Raw genomic sequence first — 19,515 nt, forward strand, 5'->3', positions numbered from 1 at the left:
AACAGCGCGTTTTGTCTATCAAGTTCCGTTTAAGGCAGCCTTACGCCAGCTGACCGTGGCAATGCTTGTACTTTTTGCCTGATCCACACGGGCAGGCGGCATTGCGTGCAACACGGCCCCAGGTCGATGGATCGTTCGGATCAACATTACCCGATGCAGCCCGCGAATGGACCGTTGCGCTGTCACCACCCTCACCTGCCATGGCTTCGGGTTCCGGGTGATTTTCGTGCATTTCCTGCGGCGCGCGGCGCGGTTCCAGATCTTCCGGGCGGGGTGTCGATTGCAATTCAACATGTGACAGCATCTGGGTCACGCGTTCGCGCAATGTCACCAGCATGCCTTCAAACAGGTTGAACGCCTCGCGCTTGAACTCGTTTAACGGATCGCGCTGGCCATAAGCACGAAGCCCGATGCCCTGACGCAAATGGTCAAGGGCGAGAAGATGCTCTTTCCATGTCTGATCAAGCAGCTGAAGCACAAGGCTCTTTTCAACCTGGCGCATGATATCGGCACCATAATTGGCAACCTTGGCCGCCATCTTGCTCTCGACCGCCTGCTCGATCCGCTGGCGCATGACTTCGACATCAATGCCTTCTTCCTTGACCCACTCGGCCACCGGAAGATCAAGACCGAACAGACGTGTGCATTCTTCATGCAGGCTGGCGGCTTCCCACTGTTCCGGATAAACCTTTTCCGGGCAGTATTTGGTCACAAGGTCTTCGACAACCTCGCTGCGCATATCCGCCACATCTTCGGCAACATTCTTGGCCTGCATCAGATCGCGGCGCTGTTCATAAATGACCTTGCGCTGGTCATTCATCACATCATCGAATTTCAGTACGTTCTTACGAATATCGAAGTTACGCGCCTCGACCTTCTGCTGTGCCTTTTCAAGCGCCTTGTTGATCCACGGATGATAGATCGCCTCGCCTTCCTGAAGGCCAAGCTTCTGAAGCATCCCGTCCATGCGCTCGGACCCGAAAATACGCATCAGGTCATCTTCAAGCGACAGGAAGAATTTCGATCCCCCCGGGTCACCCTGACGGCCAGAACGACCGCGAAGCTGGTTATCAACGCGGCGCGATTCATGGCGCTCGGTACCGATCACAAACAGACCACCGGCATCAAGAACCTTCTGCTGATCGGCTTTGACCTCGGCCTTGATCCGCTCGATCCCCTCGGCGCGCTTTGCGTCGTCTTCGATATTGGCAAGCTCGATCTCGGCACGCATTTCAACGTTGCCACCAAGCTTGATGTCAGTACCACGACCGGCCATGTTGGTGGCAATCGTGATCGCGCCCGGCGCACCGGCCTGTGCCACGATGAACGCTTCGCGTTCATGCTGCTTGGCGTTCAGGACCTCGTGCGGGACTTTTCGTTCTTTCAGCAACGCGCCAAGAATTTCCGACTTTTCAATCGACACCGTGCCGACAAGGGCCGGCTGGCCGCGTTTGTGGCAATCTTCCAGAAGATCGGCAATCGCGTTCCATTTTTCCTTGGCCGTCCGATAAATTTCATCATCGGCGTCTTTACGGGCAATCGGGCGATGGGTCGGGATTTCGACAACCTGAAGATTGTAGATTTCCTCGAATTCCTCGGCCTCGGTCATTGCCGTACCGGTCATGCCCGCAAGGGTCGGATAAAGACGGAAATAGTTCTGGAAGGTGATCGATGCCAGGGTCTGGTTTTCGTTCTGGATCTTGACCTTTTCCTTGGCTTCCAGCGCCTGATGCAAACCGTCCGAATACCGGCGGCCTTCCATCATGCGGCCGGTGAATTCGTCAATGATCACGACCTTGTCGTCCTTGACGATGTAATCGGTATCCTTCTGGAACAGCTTGTGCGCCTTAAGCGCCTGATTGACGTGATGCACCAGATGCACGTTGGCAACGTCATAAAGCGTGCCTTCGGTCAGGATGCCCATCTGCTGCAAAAGCTGCTCGGCATTCTCGGTGCCATCTTCGGTCAGGGTGACGGCACGTGCCTTTTCATCCTTCTCGTAATCGTCCTCGGTCAGTTTCGGGATCAGCGCATCAATCGCGCGATACAACTCCGAACTGTCTTCGGCCGGGCCGGAAATGATCAGCGGCGTCCGTGCTTCGTCAATCAGGATGCTGTCAACCTCATCGACAATGGCAAAGTTGAACGGGCGCTGCACCATGTCTTCAAGGCGGAACTTCATGTTATCGCGCAGATAATCAAAGCCCAGCTCGTTATTGGTCGCATAGGTGATATCACATGCATAGGCCGCACGCCGCTGGTCATCGGTCATGCCATGCATGATCACGCCAACAGAAAGCCCCAGGAAGCCGTAAACCTGCCCCATCCATTCCGCGTCACGACGCGCAAGGTAATCGTTGACCGTCACAACATGGACGCCCTTGCCTTCGATCGCGTTCAGATAAACCGGAAGCGTCGAAACAAGCGTTTTACCTTCACCGGTTTTCATCTCGGCGATCTTGCCAAGTGTCAGAACCATGCCGCCCATCAGCTGCACATCGTAATGACGTTCGCCGCGGACACGCTTGGCAGCCTCGCGAACGGTGGCAAATGCGTCAGGAAGAATATCCTTCAGAGTCTCGCCCTTGGACAGACGTTCGCGCAGCCAATCGGTACGGGCGCGCAGTTCGTCGTCACTAAGCTTCTCGACTTCGGGTTCCAGGGCATTGACTTGCTCGACCGTGGCCCGCAGGGCTTTGACTTCACGATCGTTAGCTGAACCGAAAATTTTCCGGGCAATTACGCCGAGCATTAAAACGTTCCTGAACAAATGAAAAAACAGTTATGGGGCAACGGCTATATACCGAGGCCCGATCACAGATAGAACCCTGTCTGCCATCTGTCAACGGAACGAACCATTATCACTAATATGTTCACGTCCAGCAGCGAAAACCATCGCCCTCAAAAATGGTACTCGCCCCCTGTCCTTCGCGCTTGAGCAAACCATAAAAAACACGTATATTCCATGTTCAACCCAGAATTTGAGAGCAAGTAGCTCACCTTTCGTAAAGAGACGACAGATTTCTTTGCGGAAAAACCTCAGGAGGAGGAAATGGTGAATCTCACCACGCTAAATCCCTTTCAAAGGGGGCAATCGCCCCAGACTGACTCGCGTCAGTTGGTAAACGCATCGGACAGGCAAGCTGATCCGAATGCGGCAAAGTCCGACAAAAATTCCCGTCAGATCGTCGATCCCGTTGATTTGTCCACGGACGCGGTTGCGGCCAAAGCATCCGATGACAAAGCCGTGCAGACATCAGCGGCAACCGAAGAACTGTCAACCAAAGACCTGTTTGAACGCGCACTCAATGCCGCCCTTGAACTGATCAAGGATGACGTGATCGAAATGTTCAGACTAAGCGGCATGGACGGCCGCGAAGCCATGCTCGCCACCGATGCATTGTTCGAAGGCATCCGCGGCATGTTCTCTGACGATGGCAATGTTGATTTCAACTTCCAACAAGCCGTCGCAAAATATTCGCGCACCGAAATTGCCTATGCTGGGTCCAAGGGTGCCGGTGCTGCGGTTTCCGAATCCGCGATGATGGGGGTGCAGTCCCTGAACATCAACATCAACAGCACCACGGGCGAATTCCTGTTTGATTTTAAGACCGCCAAGGTCGAAGTTGTCACCACCAAAGCCGTCGCCATCGGTGATAGCACCGCTGGCGTCATGGGGGCGATTGACTCCATGATGGACGGTCTTAAAAACAACAATCTGGTGGATATGCTGGGCAATCCGACAAGTGCGGATAAAGGCGGCCTCATGTTCGATATGAATGACGGCGGTGTTGCCGAATTCATCCGTCAGCTTATGGCCGACACCACCGGCACGCAAACCGCGGCCGCAACACCAGACGAAAAAACCGATGCCGCAAGCGGTGCGGATGACGCCGCCATGATGGCCGAACTGATCCAAAGCCGCATGGCAAAACTCAATGCACAGATCATGGAACAGGCGGGCGCCATCGTCCGCGGCATTTCCCAATCCACGGCTCCCGATGGATCGGGCAATAAGATGCTTAATCTGTCTGTTGATATGATCTTGCCGATGGGCATCTTCGGACAAAACGAAAACGGTGCAACCTTCCAATTCCCAAAAGGTGAAACTGTCGCCGTGGCCGATCCCAGCCAGGAACAGGACGTTCTGGCTTAATCGTAAATGCTGGATCGGGGGGCAATCCCCGATCCCACAGCATTTCGTCAAAATGCCTTCAGGAAGGAGGCGACCAAATGTTTGAACATTCCGATTTTTCACGTCCCCGCGCCGACCGGTCTGCGCATCGCGATCTTGGCCTGTCGGGAAAAATGGCTAATAAAACCGCCAACGATGATCCCACGGTCGATGTCGACGAAGACATCAGCCGTCTGCGTCGCATTGTCGATAATATCGATATCAGTCTCGAAGCATCCAAACGCCTTCAGAAACTGACCAAGCAGGCAACCGAGGTAACTTCCCCACCCTGGAGCAAAATGCCCGATTTCCTGCGCCTCAGCGAAATATCATATGACGAGGTTATGGACAAAATCCAAACCGACGCGCTGATTTTGTTTGCGATGTTGGGAATCCCGCCTGAAAAAGCCCGCGCAATGGCAAGGGAACTGACAGGCACCTCCCCCGAGGATGTCACCTTTACCGGCTTTCAGGATTATATCCGGGCGCTCGTCGGGCAAAAAGTCCCGTTCTCGGCAAACCAGCTCGCCGCGATCGGAACCTTCAGCGGCACCGCCGTTATATCGCAAACCGTGCAAATCAATCTGTCACAGATCGAAGGTCATCTATCGTTCTCCGGCGACGAGACCAACGCCAGTTGGTCCTACACCGAGGTTAATGTCGAAATCAGTAAACTTCGCGTCGAATTCGGCCAGGTGGACCCGCTGATCCTTGATCTTGACGGGGACGGCATCACCACCTCACACGTCAATGATAACAAACAGTTCGATATTGATGGCGATGGAACTGTTGATCAGACCGCATGGGTTGACGGCAATGATGCCTTGCTGGCGCTTGATCGCAACGATGATGGCATCATCAATGATGGCACCGAATTGTTTGGCGATCAAAACGGTGCCAAGGACGGCTTTGCCGAACTCGCCAAATATGACGACAACAATGATGGCGTGATCGACAGCAAGGACAAGGTCTTTTCCTCTTTGGTCCTGCTGCGTGCTGATGGCAGCCAAAGCTCGCTTGAAAACGAAGGCATCAAATCGATTTCGCTGACAATGATCACCCCGCTTGATCAGCGTCTGATCGGTGGTGATCTGGTTGCCAAATCACAATTTGAGCGCGATGACGGCACCACCGGCACCGTCGGCGAAGTCTTTTTTGACGTTCGCGCCTGACGGCTATTTCTGGATTCTGGCAGAAACCGTTGGGCAAGGGCGCGAAATCCCCCTTGCCCGCGCCATTATATTTTCCGCACTACATCAGCATTTCACATTTTAGCCAGATTGCTTTGAAAAAACCGTGACATCCGAGGGGAACCCTTGTGTGTCACGAGCGGATGTGATTTATCCGTGGGGTGAGGCATGGGGAAAAATCCCCCTTAAATGAAAAGTCTGGAGAAAATATGCTGCGCAAAACCCTACTCGCTGCGTCACTTGCGACCGTCATGTTTGCAAGCCCGGTTATGGCACAGGACGCTGCACCGGCCGAAGACCAGGTTCTTGCAACCGTCAATGGCGAGGAAATCCTGGAATCCGAAGTGCGCGCGACACAACAGGGCCTGCCCCAACAGTATCGCCAGCTCCCGTTTGAAATGCTCAAGCCGATGCTTGTCGACCGCGAAATCAATCAGCGCCTGCTGATGCTTGCCGGTCAGGATGCGGGTCTTGCCGACGATGAAGAGGTCAAGAATCAGCTCGCCGCCCTTGAGCGCCGCCTCGTTGCCGAAACCTATCTTGAGCGCGCAATCGCCGAGAAAGTCACCGACGACGCGATCAAAGCCCATTACGACGAATTCATCAAAACCAACGAGCCAGAGCCGCAGGTTCACGCGCGTCACATCCTTCTGGAAAACGAAGACGACGCCAAAGCCGTGATTGCCGAGCTCGATGACGGTGCCGATTTCGTCGAACTCGCCAAAGAAAAATCAACCGGCCCGTCCGGTCCCAATGGTGGTGATCTTGGCTTCTTCAACAAGGGCGACATGGTCGCACCGTTCGCCGAAGCCGCCTTCGCGATGGAGCCGGGCACATACAGCAAGGAACCGGTTCAGACCCAGTTCGGCTGGCACGTGATCCTAGTTGAAGAGAAAAAAGACGGCGTCCAGCCGACCCTGGAAGAAATCCGTCAGCAGATGGAAGCAGAAGTCACCCAGCAGGCCGTTCAGGACCTGATTGAAGAACTTCGATCTGATGCCGAGGTGGTGAACAACACCGAAACCCCGGCCACAGACGACAGCGCAGAAACCCCGAAAAACTAAGCCCCACGGCTTAACCGGTTTCAAAGCTGAGATCCAAAACGGGGTGAGCCGTCCGGCATCGCCCCGTTTTTTTGTCATCCACCCGTGCCAAATGCGCTACCTTTGGATTAATGGCAGGGTTACGTTCAACGAAGGAAATTGAACAGATGGTTGCGACGTCGCTTTCTCCGCTGGCCCCGGCCGGCTTCCCCGATCTTCCGGCAATTCCCGGTGTCAAACTGCATACCGTGACCCTTGGTATCCGCTACAAGGGCCGCCCCGATGTCCTTCTGGCCGAACTCGAACCGGGCACACAGGTTGCGGGGGTCTTCACCACCTCGACCACGGCATCGGCCGCTGTTCGCTGGGGACGCGAGGCGCTTAAAGGCGGCACCGGTCGGGCATTCTTTGTCAATGCCGGTAACTCGGTTGCCTTCACCGGCAAGGCGGGCGAAAAATTCGTCGCAGACAAGGTCGAAGCCGCCGCAAAGGCGCTGGGCTGCGACAAGACCGAGATTTTCACCGCCTCCACCGGTGTCATCGGCGAGCCGACCACCGCAAACCGCATCACCGATGCCCTGCCCGATCTTCTGGCAAATGACGCTGGCTGGCTTGATGCCGCCAAGGCGATCATGACCACCGACACCTTCCCCAAGGGCGCATCGGCCACCGCCACCATCCACGGTGCCAAGGTCAGCATTGCCGGTTTTGCCAAGGGTTCAGGCATGATCGAACCCAACATGGCCACCATGCTTGGCTTCATCTTTACCGATGCCGCCGTGCCCCATGCCGTGCTGCAATCCCTGCTTGCCGATTGCACCAACCGGTCGTTCAATGCGATCACGGTCGATAGCGATACCTCGACATCCGATACCGTCCTTCTGGCGGCAACCGGCAAGGCCGGTAATGCTGCCGTCACCGGCATTGATGATCCGGCACTGGCCGGTTTCAAAACCGCGCTTGAAGACGTCATGCGTGATCTTGCCCATCAGGTCGTGCGCGACGGCGAAGGGGCGTCGAAATTCATCACCGTCAATGTCACCGGCGCCATCAGCGAAGCAGAAGCCAAAATCACCGCCAAGGCGATTGCGAACTCTCCGCTGGTCAAAACCGCGATTGCCGGTGAAGACGCCAACTGGGGCCGCATCGTCATGGCGGTTGGCAAATGCGGCGTGCAGGCCGACCCGAACAAACTGACCGTTTCCATCGGTGGTATTATTCTGGCGAAAAACGGCGAACGCGTCGCCGATTATGACGAAGCCCCGGTCGCAGCCCACATCAAGGGCCAGTATATCGATATCGATGTCGATCTTGGCTTTGGCGATGGCACGGCCACCGTCTGGACCTGCGATCTGACACATGGCTATATCTCGATCAATGCGGATTACCGCAGCTGATCAGCTTGCCAGACCCCAAAAGATCAAATCCGCCTTTCACCCGAAAGGCGGATTTTTTACAGATACCCCCGACCTTCAAAATCAGGCGTGATCGGGCAAACGCCCATTCAGGGCCGCGGCTACATTGGCTCCGGCAAAATCCACACTGCTCAGGTCCGTTTCACCAAATGCAACGCCGGAAATATTGGCGCGCACCATTTTGACTTCCGCCATCTTTGGCTGGCTGAAACTGGCATTGCGCATATCGGCCTTGGAAAAATCCGCACCGCTCAGATCGGCATACCAGATCACACCTGTTTTTTGCCCATTGCCATCACGTTGTTCAACGGCACCAAACCGCGCGCCCTGGAATATCGCCTTCTGGCAGTTGGCTCCGTTCAACCGCACACCGTTTAATATCGCACTATTGAATTTCGCCAGTTTAAGGTCTGCCCGCCGCAGTGATGCCATGGCAAGAATGGTGTCGACGAACAACGCACCGCGTAAAACGCAATTTTCAAAACATGCCGCCGAAAGATCCAGGCCCGAAAAATCCATCCCCGAAAGGTCACGCCCGGTCGCATCCAACGGCTTGCCCTGTCGTCCACCGGTCGAAAGCCATTCGCTATGTGCATTGACCAGATCGCGAATATCTTCGGGCAAAGGGGCCACTGCCTTGCTGCCAAGGCTGTTGGCGGTATTGGCCTGCGAAAGATCGACACCGTTCAGATCGACATTGCGAAGGTTCGCTCCGCTTAAATCGGTACCGGCCAGAACTGCATTATGAAGCTTCGCCCCCTTGAGGTTGGCGTTCTTCATCTTCGCCCCCGAAAGATTGCAGCCCGTTAAATCCGCCCCGGCAAGATTGACGGCAAACATGTTTGCATCACTCAGGTCGGCATCCACCAGGCTGGAACCCGACATATTGGCTTCCGAAAGATTGGCCCCCGCCATCATCGACCCTGCCATGTCGGCATTGCCAAGATCGGTGGCCCGTTTGACCCGGCGTTCCCGCCCGGCATCCATCACGATCATCACTCCGGACCGAAGGTCGGCCGCCTTGAGACTGGCGTTTCGCAACTTGGCCCGCGCCATATTCGCCCCGCGCAAATCGGCCCGCTCAAAGCTTGATCCTTCAAGATCGGCTTCGACAAAGTTGGTTCCAAACAGGTCACAGAAATTGAAACTGACATCCTTGATCACGGCCTGGATGAAGTTTGCTCCGGGCAGGATGGCGTCTTCAAGGCTGATCTTGCTCATTTTGATACGCGAAAGGTTCCCGTTGCGAAGCTGCATGCGCTTGCCACCGGGCTGCTTTAAAACATATCGCTGATGCTTTTTGATCGCCTCGATCAGCTCCGGTCGTGACACCATGTGATAGAATCAATCCCCTAGCAACCTGCCCCAACCGCAAAATGCAACGTTACAAAATTAGTATAGCCGGGCCGGGCCCGTTATTTTCTGACACTATATGACATCTTGGAATTTGCCGGGCGCTTTCCAACAACCAGCCAACATAAATTGTAAAACAATTATGCTCGCCCGGGGCCTGTTCGATGCGGCATTGATCGACCCTGTATCGCCTGTGCACGACTCGCGGCCCGCCGCCGAAATGCGCCATCACATCCTGAACGTGCAGAATGTCTTTTCCTGCAATTTTATTTAAATGTGATCGAGACCTTTGATCTGGCGGACAAAATCACCAAATTCATAGTCAGTTCTCGTGGCATGGACCTATTTTATGAATAATATCCTGTTCGTTGATGATGACGAAAACATCCTGAACGGCCTGCGGCGGCGGTTGCGCGGCATGCGTCCGGACTGGCACATGGTTTTTGCCACCAGTGCGGCTGCCGCCATTGAACTTGCAAGTCACGAAGAATTCGATGTGGTCGTATCGGATATGCGGATGCCAGGTATGGATGGCGCAACGTTGCTGAGCACCCTGCAAAAATCCCATCCACACGCCACCCGCATCATCCTTTCGGGCTTCGCCGAGGAAGAGGCCGTTCTGCGAACCGTCGGGCCAGCCCATCAATATCTTGCCAAACCGTGCGAAGACCTGGTGCTGATCGAAACCATCGAAAACGCGCTTGATTTGCGCAGTCTGCTGACCCGACCGGAATTGCGGTCCCTCGTTGCCAGCATCGACACACTCAGTTCCCCGCCCGATACTTACCTTCGGCTGGTCAAGGCACTCGAAGACCCGAAAATATCCCAGGATCAGATCACCCGGATCGTTTCATCCGATATCGCCCTGACCGCCGAAGTCCTGAAACTGACCAACTCCGCCTATTTCGCCATCGCCCAGAAAATCAGTTCCGTCTCCCATGCCGTACGCATGATCGGGACCGAGACGCTAAAAGCACTGGCCCTTTTTGTTGGCATTTTCCGCGGATTTGATGGCCCCAAAAGCGAAGCCGACAAATTGCTGCGCCTCTGCCATCGCAGCCAGCAGATCGGCGTCACCGCCGCCCTGATTGCCGAATATGAAAAACTGCCGCGCGCCATCTGCCACGCTGTTCCCTCGACCGGCATGCTCAGCCACGTCGGCAGCCTGATCCTTTATGCCAACCGCAATGCCGAAATGGCCAAGGTGATTGATCGGGTCGAACAGGAACATATCCCCATCGAACAGGCCGAAATCGAGCAGTTCGGCGCCGGTCATCCGGAAATAGGCGCCTATCTTCTGGGTTTATGGGGCTTCCCGGCACCCGTGGTACAGGCCGTTGCCTATCACCACCGCCCGATGGATACCCCGCATCGCGAAATGAACGTCCTTACCGCAATTTATGTCGCACAGGACCTCACCCGGCAGGTTGCCGCCGAAGAAACCGGCAAACAGGTCGAAAGCCATATCGACATGGAATATCTGAAAACCATCGGCAAAGCTGACCAGCTTGACGAATGGCGCATGATCGCGCGCGTTGTCGCCGACAAATACAAAACCCTGACCCAGTAAAGATCCGTGGCCATGGAAAAAAGCAAAGTCCTTTTCGTTGATGACGACAAAAACCTGCTGCATGCCCTGCAACGCAAGATGCGCCACAAATACGATTTTGAAATCGCCATTGGCGGGCAGGAAGCCCTACGTATCCTGATGGAAGACGGTCCCTTTGCCGTCTGCATCGCCGATATGCGGATGCCCGGCATGGACGGTGTGAAACTTCTGACCGAAATCGGGCGCGTCAGTCCCGATACGGTTCGCATGATGCTGACCGGCAATGCCGACCAGCACACCGCCGTCGAGGCCATCAATCGCGGCCATATTTTCCGGTTTTTCAGCAAACCCTGCGATGACGAGGTGCTGGAACAGGGGATCAACGATGCCATCCGCCAATATCATCTGATCACGGCGGAACGCGATCTTCTGGAACAGACACTGGCAGGCAGCGTCAAGGTTCTGACCGATGTTCTGGCCCAGCTTAATCCCCTGATATTCGGCCGGTCCATGCGGGTGAAATCATGGTGCGACATGATTGCGCGCGATATTGGCTATCCCCAGCCGTGGGAACTTGGTCTGGCCGCCCTTCTTGCGCCGATTGGCCTGGTCTCGCTACCACCTGAAACGCTGGCGCGTCTGGCCATGGGCAAGGTTCTGCAACCGCTTGAACGCGACCTTTTGAAACGCACGCCAGAGGTCGGAAAACGACTGATTTCCAATATCCCGCGTTTGAACCATATCGGCGAAATCGTCTATCTTCAGTTCCGCAATTTTGACGGGACGGGCTTCCCCACCGACAACAGTCCGAAGGGTACGGATATTCCTCTTGGCGCGCGCGTGCTGCGTATCCTCAATGACCTTGCCGAAATCAGCACCAGCGACATGCCACTGGCCCAGAATTTCGATGAATTGAAAGAACACCCGCATCGCTACGATCCGGAACTTTTCGGTCAGATTTCCGACCTGCTGGCAATAGTTGACGACTCTTACGATGTCGATATCCATCCCAAGGGCCGCGAACAGGATATCTTGCTGAAATCGCTGCGTGTGCACGACTTCCTGATGACCGATATCGAAACCGTCGATGGTCATGTGCTGCTGACCCACGGCAACCACGTTTCCGAGGTCCAGTTGCAGCGCCTGCGCGTGTTTCAACAGATCCACAAATTCCATGAACCGATCCGCATTCGTCGTGGCGGCATGAAACCTTCGCAAAACGGTTGAAACACGGAAAGCCGGTATGAACGACACACACCACAATGACGAAAACCTCAAGGTCATCCACCCGACCAGCGATTCGGCGGGTACCGACGACTTGCTCGACGCGATTGATCAACTTGATGTCAGCCCCGAAGCCCTGAAGCAGATTCATGCTCTTCTGAACGAACAGAAGAAACGCGAAACCGAGTCAAATCAGCGGCTTAAAACCATCCTCAACAGCGTTGTCGAAGGCATTCTGGTCATTGATGGTGCCGGGATGATTTGCGATTGCAACGAGTCCGCACTCAATCTGATGCGGGGCACAATGTCCGATATGCTGGGCCGGTCGGTTGATGCATTGTTTGTCGATCGAAAATCGACCGTGCGTCACAAATTACTCAACCGTTGCATCAATATCAGCAGCGGCACACTACGCTATGATTATACCGAAACCATGGGACAGCGCCTTGATGGCGATACCTTTCCGATGGAAATCACCGTAAGCCCCGCCAATTTCACCGGCGAAATGAGCTACCTTTACATTTTCCGCGATATCACGCGCCGCAAACAGGCCGAAGAATCGCATCAAAAGCTCGAAGGTGAATTGCGCGAAGCCTTGAAACTCGAAGCCATCGGTCATCTTGCCGGGGGCATTGCCCATGAAATCAATACGCCCAGCCAGTATATCCGCGACAACCTGAAATTCCTCAATGACGGCTATGGGGCGCTGTCGCGCATTCTGGGGCTGGCCTTGCAAACGCTGTGGCAGAATCGCGACCGGTTGCCTGAAAACACCTTCAATAATTTTGCCCGCAAAATGCGCGATGCCGATCTGGAATTCCTGCTTGATGAAATCCCGCACGCCACCCAGCAATCCCTTGACGGCATCAATCAGGTGGCCCGCATTGTGCTGTCGATGAAGGAATTTTCCCATCCGGGCGGGGCGGAAAAAACCGCGACCGATATCAATCGCGTCCTGTCAAACGTCACCGTGATTTCGCGTAACGAATGGAAACATTACGCGCAGCTCGTCGAAAATTACGAACCGGAACTGCCGCATATCCCGTGCCACATCAACGAAATCAATCAGGTCTTCCTCAACCTGCTCGTGAATGCCGCCCAGGCGATTGACGCCGCCGGACGCACGCCCGAAGAAGGCGAGATCAGGATCAAAACCACCTTCCTCGATGACAGTGTCCTGATCAGTATTTCCGATAACGGCACGGGCATCGCCAAGGAAAACCGATCCAAAATCTTCAACCCGTTCTTCACCACCAAGGAAGTCGGCAAGGGCACCGGTCAGGGCCTTGCCATCACCCACGACATCGTGCAGGTCAAGCATGGCGGGCGCATCTGGTTTGAAACCGAAATGGGCAAGGGCACAACCTTCCATGTCCTGCTCCCGGCCGAGGATCGAACAGGCAAAGCCGATACGGTCAAAAAACCGGTTAACGCGGTGCGAACAAAATGATCCCCGCCCCGACCAGACAGACCGCAACCCCGGTCATGTCCCATCTATCGGGCATTTTACCCTCAATCAGCCATAACCAGCCCAACGACGCCGCGATGTAAACCCCGCCATAGGCCGCATAGGCCCGCCCGGCAAAATCGCTTTCAACCCTGGTCAACGCCCAGGCAAACACAATCAGCGATAAAATGCCCGGCACGATCCAGAATGCGGATTTGCCAAGCCGCAGCCACGCCCAGAACGCAAAGCATCCGGCGATTTCGGCAATTGCTGCACCGGCATAGGCCGCAATGCTGTGCATCTTTCCCCCAAATCAGAATGCGGGTCGCAGATCCCCGGCATATTTGCCCGCCCAGTTGGTCAGAACCGGCGTCAGATAATTTTTAAGTGTTTCGGCGCGGGCATCATCAATCACGCCATGCTGGCGCAGGATCGCGCCCATTGCGACCTCGGCCCCGCGCTGGGTGCCATCATCGATCTTAAGCGCAACGCCAAGACCCTGTTTGGGGAATGCTGCGCAATAAACGCCTTCCGCCCCAACCTTGACCAGCGCATCCTCGCCGCACACTTCCATGATCCCGGTGCAAAAACGCCCGGTGCCCGCCACCATGAACGGGGCTTGCGCACATCCCTTGCGAATACGTTTGATCGCCTCAATACGTTTCGGTGCCAATCCGCTCGGATCGGCCATCCGCGCCATCGCAAGGCCAAGGTCACGCAACCGCATCCCGATCACCGGAATGCCGCATCCATCAATGCCACGTGGCGTGGACGACAGATCGCAATCGCCCATTTCCTCCAGAACCCGGATCAGGCGCTGCTGAACCGGATGGGCTTCCTCGATATACCCTTGCGGATCATCGCCCAGATACTGCGCGGTCGTCAGGAACCCCGAATGCTTGCCCGAACAATTGTTATGCGCCTTTGAAAGCTTCACATGATCAGACGCCTGCTTGATCGCCGCATTCAGGCTTAACGAATAATGCGGCGCGCATTCCAGCGTATCGACCGACAACCCGATTTTCTCAAGCCACGCCGCCACCGTCCGGGCATGTTCTTCCTCGCCATTATGCGACGAACAGGCCAGTGCAATATGCTTATCCTCAAGCCCGAACGCATCCGCCGCCCCGCTTTCAACCAGCGGGATCGCCAGCAACGGCTTGATCGCGGATCGCGGATACATCAGCGCGTCGATATCCCCGCCCTCGGCAACCACCGTGCCATCGGCCTTCATCACGACATACCGCCCGCGATGGAAACTTTCGACCATTTCGCCACGGGTGGCTTCGACAAGGATCGGATTGGCAGCAATCTGGTTGGCAGAATTGGCAGACATCTTGGGGCTCTCCATGACTGGGCACATTCAAAGACCTGGCGCATTCAGAACAGGATCAAACCTATGCCCGAAATCACCAACCAAAAGCAAGCATCACCCGTGACGCAGTGCAGCGCGATCAAAACGATCACCCGCCCGCCAGATGACCAACCGGGATGGCCGTCTGGTTTTTGTATTCCTTGAGCACAAGGCTTGACTGCACATCACGCACATTGGGCATCGAGAGCAGCTTGTGCGTCACGAAATCCCCAAAGCTTTCAATATCGCGCGCCAACGCCACCAGAAGGAAATCCTGCCGCCCGGTCATCGCCCAGCAGGACATGATCTGCGGCAGGTCGTTCATCGCCTTGGCAAAATCCTCCGCCCCTTCTTCGGTGTGGCGTTGCAGGCGGACCTGAATGGTTGCCAGCACGCCAAGCCCGGCCTTCCTGCGGTCCAGCAACGCCACCGTCTGGCGAATGATGCCCGATGCCTCAAGCTGCTTGACCCGGCGCAGGCAGGGTGAAGGCGACATGCCGACCTTTTCGGCCAGCTGCACATTGCTGATCGATGCGTCGCGCTGAAGGATTTGCAGGATTTTGATGTCGGTCGGGCTTAACAGCACATCGGTCATTTTTCGCCCTCAAAATGGTTTATACGGTCATATTTGATCAACCATAACGCATTTTGATCCCTATATCGCGCGAAAATGACATTTGAATTGATGTAAAATAGTCCATGCAGAAAGTCTCATCAGGGAGCAAACGAGGACCGCTATGGACCAGAACAAAAATCTGCGCGGCGATTACAGCCACATCAATGATGACTACACCGTGGCCCAGGACTGGGCATCCTATTCTGAGGCCGAACATGACCTTTGGCGCAAACTTTATGCCCGTCAGAAGGCGATCCTGCCGGGCTATGCCGCCCCGGACTATATCCGCAATCTTGAAAAACTTGATGCCGCCGATGGCATTCCGCATTTCGGCCGGGTCAGTGAGAAGCTCCATGCCGCCACTGGCTGGCACCTTGTCGCGGTGCCGGGGCTGGTGCCCGATGATGTGTTTTTCGATCATCTCGCCAACCGGCGTTTTCCGGTGACCGTCTGGCTGCGCAAGCCGGAGGAGATCGACTATCTCGTCGAACCCGACATCTTCCATGACTTCTTTGGTCATGTGCCGATGCTTTATGCCCCGGTCTTTGCCGATTATCTGGCGGCCTATGGTGCCAAGGGCCCCGAAGCCATTGCCAAAGGCGGGCTCAAGAAACTCGCCCGGATGTACTGGTACATGGTCGAGTTCGGCCTGATCATGACCGACCATGGATTGCGCGCCTATGGGGCGGGCATGCTGTCATCGCAAACGGAAACCATCTATTCCGTCACCGATCCAACCCCCAACCGGGTGGCGTTTGACCTCGAACGGGTGATGGCAACCGACTATGCGATTGACGATTTCCAGAAAACCTATTTCGTGCTGACCGACTATCAGCAGCTTTTCGATGCGATGGATGCCGATTTTGCGGCACTCTATGACCGCCTTGCCCAACGTCCGACCATTGATCCGTCGGTCACACTTGCCGGTGATCAGCTTTATCATGTCCACGGGGACGAAAACCACACGATCACCATGCCATCAGGTGATCCGGCGCAGCTTCGCCACGCCTGAGATGGCATTTAAATAGTATGATATGAGGAATACGAAAAATCGGGTCCAACGGCATTTTTTGCCAAAAGACCCGACTTTTTGATTATTCACTGAAAATGAAAAATGCAGGCGATTACCAAAAACAGCTCAGCAATGGCTCATGGATTTATCAAGCGCCCGGTTAAGCTGCTCGATCACCACCATCGGGCTGGCGTCCTTGCTGATAAAGTCCGCCGCGCCAAGGGCATCGGCCTGGGCCCGCGTATCGGCATCATAATGGGCCGAGAAGAACAGAACCGGCACTTCAACCGCGTTCGGATAGCGGCGGCGAATCTCGCAAAAGGCTTCAAACCCGCTCATCCCGGGCATTTCAAGATCCAGAATGATCGCCCGCGGATAAAGACCGTCCAGCTGGTCGATCAGATCGTCGGCACAATCAAACCCTGCCACGTCATAGCCGGCACGGCGCAAAACGGTTTCAAGAGCCGCCTTGGCGCTGGGGCTGTCGTCGGCAAACACCACCAGACCGTCATTCATTGGTCGGGGCGGCACGGCGCTAAGCGCATTCATGGATGGCAATACTCCGAGATTTGGGACAGCGCCAATCTGGCAGACGAAAATGTCAAATTGGTTAAACCCCGCAATTTTTCCCAGAAACCATCACAATCCGGCCAAAGTATAATGGCAGCGGCACGCCATTAATATCCGTTCATCAATCTCGTCCTTGGCAGAAAACAACCATTTTTCAGAAGGATAACGTTACGGAATGCTGATGGATGACCGCGACATTGACCTAAATAGGTATTTCCATGCCTATTTACGTAATTATGGGCGGGTGCTATAAACACCGCCATGTCGCAGATGCGATATGAAACATTCTTTCGGGAATTCGGTGCGGTCCGGCGCATGTCCGCGATCAAGGCCGAAGCTGCCCTCGCAACTGTAAATGCGCCGTTTTTGGCGGCGCATAAGCCAGATACCGAAAGATGGCTCTTGTTTCTGCCGGACCGGGCGGGGTGTACCGGGCGGAGGGAATCCGTTGTAAAATAGATATCGGCCCAGATCCGAAAGATCCGACCGCGACCGGGAGAGAGCATGACAGACCCGTTAAAGCTGGCCTCAGAGTTTCCAGCCGCCGATTATGCAAGCTGGCGTCAACTGGCGGAATCCGGCCTGAAAGGCGCATCCTTTGACAAGAAACTGGTCACAAGGATGCTTGACGGTTTCGCGATGCAGCCGCTTTACACCAACGACGATCAGGACGACGCAACCCGCCTGATCCATCAGGTCCTGTGTGCCGCGGTCGATGCCAAGGACGCCGCCAGCGGCTGGGACATCCGCCAGCTTCATGCCCATCCCGATCCCAAATCGGTCAATGCCGCGATTCTCGATGATCTGGAAAACGGCGCAACGTCGGTCCTGCTACGTCTGGATGCCGCCGCACGCACGGGCGCGGATATCACATCGGGCGATGCTGGCATTGACGGCATTGCCATTCACTGCCTTGCCGATCTCGATGCCACACTTGACGATGTCTATACCAACCTTGCGACCGTTGCACTTGATGCCGGTGCCGCCGCAATCCCGGCCGCCGCCCTTTTGGCCGCGCGCCTTGAAAAGGATGGGCAAAACAGCGCCGACGCGGATGACGATTTTGCAAGCGACGCCGCACCGGCCTTCAACATCGATCCGATTGGCACCTTGGCCGCAACAGGGTGCCTTCCGGTTTCAGTCGATGATGCGATCAAACAGGCCACCGATATTGCCGCTGATCTGATCGACCGTTTCCCGCATGCCACCGCCATCACGGTAAATGGCGCGCCGTTTTACAATGCCGGTGCAACCGATGGGCAGGAACTCGCCTGCCTGCTGGCAGGTGGTGTGACCTACCTTCGCGCGCTGACCGATACCGGTATGGTGATTGATCAGGCGGCAGGCGCGATTGCGTTCAATGTGGCGGTTGGCACCGATTTCTTTGCCGGGATTGCCAAGCTTCGTGCGCTTCGCCTGATGTGGAGCCGGGTTCTTTCGGCATCGGGTGTCGATGATGCCACTATCACGATCAATGCGGTATCGGCCGAAATGTCGCTGTCGAAGGTTGATCCGTGGGTCAATATGCTGCGCACCACCGTCACCAGCCTGAGCGCCGGTCTGGGCGGTGCCGATAGCGTTATCTGCCTGCCCTATGATCATCTGATCGGCCTGTCTGATGGCTTTGCGCGCCGCATTGCGCGCAACACCCAACTGATCCTTCAGGAAGAAAGCAACGTTCATCGTGTGATCGACCCGGCGGGCGGTTCATGGTTCATCGAAAACCTGACCCGCGAACTGGCATCCAATACCTGGGGCCGGTTCCAGTCACTTGAAGCCAAGGGCGGCATTATCAAGGCCCTTGCCGACGGGTCCCTGCAAAAGGAGATTTCGGAAATCTGGCAGGCCCGCGAAAGCCGCGCTGCCACCCGGCGCGATCCGCTGACCGGCGTGTCGGAATTCCCCAACATCACAGAGGCCAAAGTCACCTGCGATGCGCCAGACCTGACGACAATTCGCAAGGAAGCCAAAGCCCGCCAGACCGGGTTTAAGGATGCAATCGGCATCAGCCTTGAGGATCTGATCACGGCGGCCAAATCCGGTGCAACCATCGCACAGATGTATGAAGCCCTTTATGGCAAGGCCGCGGGCACACATATCGATCCGCTGCCAACCCATCGTCTTTCGGAAAGTTTCGAAACCCTGCGGGATCGTGCGGATGGCCACAAGGCATCAACCGGCAAATTTCCGCAAATCTTTCTGGCCAATCTGGGCCCGGTTGCCAAACATACCGCGCGCGCCATGTTTGCCCGAAACTTCTTCGAAGCTGGCGGGATCGAGGCGATTACCAATAACGGCTTTGCCGATGCCAGCGATGCCGCCAAGGCATTTGTTGAAAGTGGTGCCAGGATCGCAGTCATTTGCGGATCGGACCCGCAATATGCCGAAATGGCCGCCGATGCCGCCAAGGCCCTTAAACAGGCCGGGGCGACCCGCATTTACCTTGCCGGGCATCCCGGCGATGCGAGGGCCGATTACGAGGCGGCGGGTATTGATGATTTCATTTTTATCGGGGCGGATGTTCTTGCGATCTGCGAGACGGCCCTTTCACATCTGGGGGTAAAATAA

General features: G+C 55.6%; 15 protein-coding genes and 1 riboswitch. Of the genes, 9 read left to right on the top strand and 6 right to left on the bottom strand.

The genetic code is table 11. The features are described 5' to 3' along the window. Positions 1-40: 40 nt before the first annotated feature. A complete protein-coding gene (secA, locus tag TH3_RS18285) occupies positions 41-2,752 on the bottom strand; it encodes a preprotein translocase subunit SecA (RefSeq protein ID WP_007091685.1) in 2,712 nt (903 codons plus the stop codon). A 300-nt stretch (positions 2,753-3,052) separates the two neighbouring features. Here secA and TH3_RS18290 point away from each other — a divergent pair, with 300 nt between their 5' ends. The 4 genes from TH3_RS18290 (at position 3,053) to argJ (ending at position 7,804) form a co-directional block, all read left to right on the top strand. Continuing rightward, positions 3,053-4,156 (top strand): hypothetical protein, encoded by a 1,104-nt coding sequence (locus tag TH3_RS18290; RefSeq protein ID WP_007091686.1) that lies wholly within the window; start codon positions 3,053-3,055, stop codon positions 4,154-4,156. 77 nt (positions 4,157-4,233) lie between these two features. Beyond that, on the top strand, positions 4,234-5,346 hold the full coding sequence (locus tag TH3_RS22505; RefSeq protein ID WP_007091687.1) for a hypothetical protein: 1,113 nt from the start codon (positions 4,234-4,236) through the stop codon (positions 5,344-5,346). 227 nt (positions 5,347-5,573) lie between these two features. Beyond that, complete coding sequence (locus TH3_RS18300) at positions 5,574-6,428, top strand: peptidylprolyl isomerase (protein ID WP_007091688.1); 855 nt, start codon at positions 5,574-5,576, stop codon at positions 6,426-6,428. Positions 6,429-6,574: 146 nt separating this feature from the next. Next, positions 6,575-7,804 (top strand): bifunctional glutamate N-acetyltransferase/amino-acid acetyltransferase ArgJ, encoded by a 1,230-nt coding sequence (argJ, locus tag TH3_RS18305; RefSeq protein ID WP_007091689.1) that lies wholly within the window; start codon positions 6,575-6,577, stop codon positions 7,802-7,804. Positions 7,805-7,885: 81 nt separating this feature from the next. Here argJ and TH3_RS18310 read toward each other — a convergent pair whose 3' ends face one another. Then, positions 7,886-9,157, bottom strand: coding sequence for a pentapeptide repeat-containing protein (locus TH3_RS18310; protein ID WP_007091690.1), 1,272 nt, complete (start codon positions 9,155-9,157; stop codon positions 7,886-7,888). Positions 9,158-9,524: 367 nt separating this feature from the next. Here TH3_RS18310 and TH3_RS18315 point away from each other — a divergent pair, with 367 nt between their 5' ends. Genes TH3_RS18315 through TH3_RS18325 form a run of 3 tightly spaced genes read left to right on the top strand, consistent with a single transcriptional unit; the run spans position 9,525 to position 13,398 of the window. After that, positions 9,525-10,745: a response regulator gene (locus TH3_RS18315; RefSeq protein WP_007091691.1), complete on the top strand. Its 1,221-nt coding sequence runs from the start codon at positions 9,525-9,527 to the stop codon at positions 10,743-10,745. Positions 10,746-10,757: 12 nt separating this feature from the next. After that, entirely contained in the window at positions 10,758-11,951 is a 1,194-nt protein-coding gene (locus tag TH3_RS18320) for an HD domain-containing phosphohydrolase (protein WP_007091692.1), read from the top strand. Between the two features lie 16 nt (positions 11,952-11,967). Then, positions 11,968-13,398: a two-component system sensor histidine kinase NtrB gene (locus tag TH3_RS18325; protein ID WP_007091693.1), complete on the top strand. Its 1,431-nt coding sequence runs from the start codon at positions 11,968-11,970 to the stop codon at positions 13,396-13,398. On the opposite strand, the gene TH3_RS18330 is transcribed toward TH3_RS18325, so the two are convergent. From TH3_RS18330 to TH3_RS18340, 3 genes are all read right to left on the bottom strand, one after another. Beyond that, positions 13,376-13,696 (bottom strand): YnfA family protein, encoded by a 321-nt coding sequence (locus tag TH3_RS18330; protein WP_007091694.1) that lies wholly within the window; start codon positions 13,694-13,696, stop codon positions 13,376-13,378. The two genes, TH3_RS18325 and TH3_RS18330, sit on opposite strands and share 23 nt — an antisense overlap. A gap of 12 nt (positions 13,697-13,708) precedes the next feature. Beyond that, the gene (locus TH3_RS18335; protein ID WP_007091695.1) at positions 13,709-14,731 is read right to left on the bottom strand and encodes an asparaginase; all 1,023 of its coding nucleotides are present in this window, start codon (positions 14,729-14,731) and stop codon (positions 13,709-13,711) included. Between the two features lie 127 nt (positions 14,732-14,858). Then, positions 14,859-15,344, bottom strand: coding sequence for an Lrp/AsnC family transcriptional regulator (locus TH3_RS18340; protein ID WP_007091696.1), 486 nt, complete (start codon positions 15,342-15,344; stop codon positions 14,859-14,861). Between the two features lie 142 nt (positions 15,345-15,486). On the opposite strand from TH3_RS18340, the gene phhA reads away from it, so the two are divergent. After that, a complete protein-coding gene (phhA, locus tag TH3_RS18345) occupies positions 15,487-16,377 on the top strand; it encodes a phenylalanine 4-monooxygenase (RefSeq protein ID WP_007091697.1) in 891 nt (296 codons plus the stop codon). 126 nt (positions 16,378-16,503) lie between these two features. Here phhA and TH3_RS18350 read toward each other — a convergent pair whose 3' ends face one another. Next, positions 16,504-16,926 (bottom strand): response regulator, encoded by a 423-nt coding sequence (locus tag TH3_RS18350; RefSeq protein ID WP_007091698.1) that lies wholly within the window; start codon positions 16,924-16,926, stop codon positions 16,504-16,506. A gap of 266 nt (positions 16,927-17,192) precedes the next feature. Next, positions 17,193-17,359: riboswitch (cobalamin riboswitch) on the top strand. A gap of 92 nt (positions 17,360-17,451) precedes the next feature. Between TH3_RS18350 and TH3_RS18360 the strand changes: the two genes are divergently transcribed. Further along, positions 17,452-19,515 carry a methylmalonyl-CoA mutase family protein gene (locus tag TH3_RS18360; RefSeq protein ID WP_007091699.1) on the top strand — a complete coding sequence of 688 codons (2,064 nt, stop codon included), beginning with the start codon at positions 17,452-17,454 and terminating at the stop codon, positions 19,513-19,515.

The sequence above is a fragment of the Thalassospira xiamenensis M-5 = DSM 17429 genome, assembly GCF_000300235.2.
GTDB classification, from domain to species: Bacteria; Pseudomonadota; Alphaproteobacteria; order Rhodospirillales; family Thalassospiraceae; genus Thalassospira; species Thalassospira xiamenensis.